The following is a 3,536-nucleotide window of genomic DNA, read 5'->3' as shown; positions in this document are numbered from 1 at the left end:
TCAGCATTATTATGCGTTATATAGATTCTATGTAAATCAATTCAGTACCCTAACAGAACTTCGCGATTGGCCAAATGGTACCGATGCAAACCATTTGCGTGCAGCAGCTGAAGCTTTGGCATACAATCGAAGCATTACGAAGATTTACCTGGATCGCAGAAACATGGGTTCTGAAGAGGCAAAAGCAATAGCTCAGGCGTTGGAAAACAATAGCACCATTCAATATATGGATTTGAGTGAGAATAATATTGATTATGATGGAATAAAAGAGCTAGTTGCGGCTTCAAAAAATAACAGCACCATTACGAAGATTGATCTGCGTTATAATAGACCTGTAGAAAATATTCCTCCTGGACATATTAGTTCTCAAGGGGCAATAATGCTAGCTAAGGCTTTGCAAAATCATTGGAAAAATACGAAGATTGACCTACGTGGCAGTAATCTTTCTCCTGAAGAGAAAGAAACACTAACTGATATTATGGGAAATAAACATACTATTATTAGGTTTAACGAGTGGCTTTATGGGGAATAAACATACTATTATTAGGTTTAACGAGTGGCTTTAAAAGAAAAATAAGTAGTTTTAAAAAAAATGGATAAAATCATCAATTATTAATTATTAGCCATTTGCTATTATCTATAAAATATGGCTACCACGCAAGCGAACAAATACTGCTTTGCTGCCACGCAAGTGAACGGTCAATGGCGTCAACTTAAGGCAATTCATGATTAGCCTACCCTCCTATTCTACTTGGTTATCAATAATAGTTAAACCTTAAGTTGACGCCATTGAGTGAACGGATACCCCTAATGCTGCTTAATTAGTTGTAATTAATTATTAAAACGCAAAAAAAGAAGTATAGCAGTGGCTTGATTTGTGCCAAGCGCATTGAAATATGAAACAGCACAATTAAACGAATAAAAAATATGAAAAAGCAGTTTATCCTTCCTAAGTTGTTCTTATTAGGTAGCAGTTTTACGGCGTGCCAGGTTGGCAAACAGGCAATGGATCATGCAATTGAAATACGGCTTCCAAATGAGTTAACGGATCTTTCACCTGAGTTAACGGAACAAATAATAAAATGTATGCCTGGTGCATATCATCTTGAAAAGCTGCAACGGCGGTTGCCACAAAATTCTAAGGAAGCTGCTTTTGTGCGTGCTGAATTGGCTAGACGTCAGCATTATTATGCGTTATATAGATTCTATGTAAATCAATTCAGTACCCTAACAGAACTTCGCGATTGGCCAAATGGTACCGATGCAAACCATTTGCGTGCAGCAGCTGAAGCTTTGGCATACAATCGAAGCATTACGAAGATTTACCTGGGTCGCAGAAACATGGGTTCTGAAAGGGTAAAAGCAATAGCTCAGGCGTTAGAAAAGAATAGTAGAATTACGTATATTGAACTGGTTAATAATAACATGGGTTCTGAAGGGGCAAAGGCAATAGCTCAGATGTTGGTAAATAATAGTACCATTCAATATATGGATCTGAGTGAGAATAATATTTATTATGATGGAATAAAAGAGCTAGTTGCCGCTTCAAAAAATAATAGCACCATTACGAAGATTGATCTGCGTTATAATAGTATACCTGTAGCAGCAGAAAGAGTAACAGCGCTTTTAGCGCTACTTAAGTCTGGGGAAAAGCATTGCAAAAATACGAAGATTGACCTACGTGGCAATAATCTTTCTCCTGAAGAGAAAGAAACACTAACTGATATTATGGGAAATAAACATACTATTATTAGGTTTAGCGAGTGATTTTAAAAGAAAAAGAAGTAGTTTTAAAAAAAATGGATAAAATCATTAATAATCTATAAAATATGGCTACCACGCAAGTGAACGGTCAATGGCGTCAACTTAAGGCAATTCATGATTAGCCTACCCTCCTATTCTACTTGGTTATCAATAACAGCTAAACCTTAAGTTGACGCCATTGAGTGAACGGATACTAATTGTTATAGTTAATTTATAATATACAATACGGCTTAAAAAAATGTTACATACCATAAGAAAAGCGTTAAGCATAATCTTTTTAGTGCTTTTTATATATAGTTTTCATATAATACTAGTTGATATACAGCCACAAAGTCATGTTGTCAACGCAAAAAAAAAGATAATACCAGTTAACTGCACGGAGCCGTTGCACAAAGAGCAGGTTGATTTGATTGCCCCTTCTTCTAAGGGGAAGGCCGCTTTAGAAGAAAGCAAAAAATATGTAGCAGATTTGAATTTGTATCCACATGTTTCAGCAAGCATATATAATGGCAATAGTCCATTTTATGCTGCACCTGATGCATATAGAGCAGAAGATTTGATTCAGGCATTAACAGATAACAGTGAAATAATATGGTGCATAAGAGGTGGCATGGGTGCGGCATTACTCATTCCTTATTTAGAAAATTTACCTAAGGAACAGAAAGAAAAAATTGCACAAAACAAGCATAAAAAAACGCTCATTGGATTTAGTGATATTACTGTTTTGCATACTTACCTACAGAATAAATTTGATTGGCAAAACATACATGCCACTATGCCGGACTTAATAGTAAGGGATAAAGTTGCACCAGATTCCATTAATAAGTTAATGGAATTGATAGGTGGAAAGCAAACTTCGATTGTCTATCATAACCTTAAACAACTCTCTAATGGGTCTAAAGTCACTCATTTAGAGTCTAAAATCATAGGTGGCAATATGACACTGATTCGAGATACCATAGGGACGCCTTGGCAAATTAACCCCAAAAATAAGATACTCTTTTTAGAAGACGTAAACGAACAGCCGCATAAAATAGAACGTACGTTAGTACACTTCAAGCAATCGGGGCTCTTAGATGGGATAGATGCGTTGATTTTTGGCGATTTTTGTGATTCAGGAAATACACAACTAATGGAAATCGTACAAAAACGTTTTGCTAAATCTGTTGATTTCCCAGTATTTACTATTTCTGGTATAGGGCACGATTATATAAGCAACCCGTTGCCACTTAATACACATACTACCATTCAAGTTGAAAATACAAAAGAGGGCTTTTTTTCTATAAGAATAGAAAATATAGATCTATTTAAAACAAAAGGCATAAAGTGTGTTTACGAAACGCGGCAGATATAGCGTATCCGTTCACTTGTGTGGTAGCCATATTTTATAGATTATTGATTATTATATTCATTTTTTTAAAAATTACTTCTTTTAAAGCTACTTTTTTTGCTTGATCAAAAAAAGTAGCCAAAAAAAATCAAGCGCTGGTGAAAAAACTGCTGAAAAGAAAGGAAAAAAACCGAAAATCAAATCTCGCTCCTACGGAGCTCAGACAAAGTGATTTTCTTTTGATTTTTTTCCTTTCTTTTCTTTCCACAGTTTTTTCAAGGCGCATTTTTTATAAACTTACATTATTTCGCTATTTCCGATTGGTATGAACACGGATACGAATAGGCCATACGACTGAACGGATACTAACTAGCTTATAACCCTATTTGGGTTTTGGGTTGCGTAATGTAAATTAAGGCAAACTGAACGGTAAAGTAATTTT

Annotated in this window: 3 protein-coding genes; all 3 read left to right on the top strand. The window is 35.3% G+C overall.

Annotated features, from left to right (window positions below; translation table 11 throughout):
• Nucleotides 1-94: 94 nt before the first annotated feature.
• The 3 genes from EDM02_RS01285 (at nucleotide 95) to EDM02_RS01275 (ending at nucleotide 3,118) form a co-directional block, all read left to right on the top strand.
• On the top strand, nucleotides 95-532 hold the full coding sequence (locus tag EDM02_RS01285) for a leucine-rich repeat domain-containing protein (RefSeq protein WP_123662472.1): 438 nt from the start codon (nucleotides 95-97) through the stop codon (nucleotides 530-532).
• Nucleotides 533-927: 395 nt separating this feature from the next.
• Nucleotides 928-1,767: a leucine-rich repeat domain-containing protein gene (locus EDM02_RS01280; protein ID WP_123662470.1), complete on the top strand. Its 840-nt coding sequence runs from the start codon at nucleotides 928-930 to the stop codon at nucleotides 1,765-1,767.
• Between the two features lie 235 nt (nucleotides 1,768-2,002).
• Nucleotides 2,003-3,118: an LD-carboxypeptidase gene (locus tag EDM02_RS01275; protein ID WP_123662302.1), complete on the top strand. Its 1,116-nt coding sequence runs from the start codon at nucleotides 2,003-2,005 to the stop codon at nucleotides 3,116-3,118.
• Nucleotides 3,119-3,536 lie beyond the last annotated feature (418 nt).

Source organism: Candidatus Cardinium hertigii (assembly GCF_003788695.1).
The sequence above is the reverse complement of the archived record's forward strand: the minus strand, read 5'-3'. Positions and strand labels throughout refer to the sequence as shown.

Bases quoted from the DNA above. Each gene is read 5' to 3' on its own strand.
- EDM02_RS01280 (WP_123662470.1), top strand. From the start codon at position 928: ATGAAAAAGCAGTTTATCCTTCCTAAGTTGTTCTTATTAGGTAGCAGT.
- EDM02_RS01275 (WP_123662302.1), top strand. From the start codon at position 2,003: ATGTTACATACCATAAGAAAAGCGTTAAGCATAATCTTTTTAGTGCTT.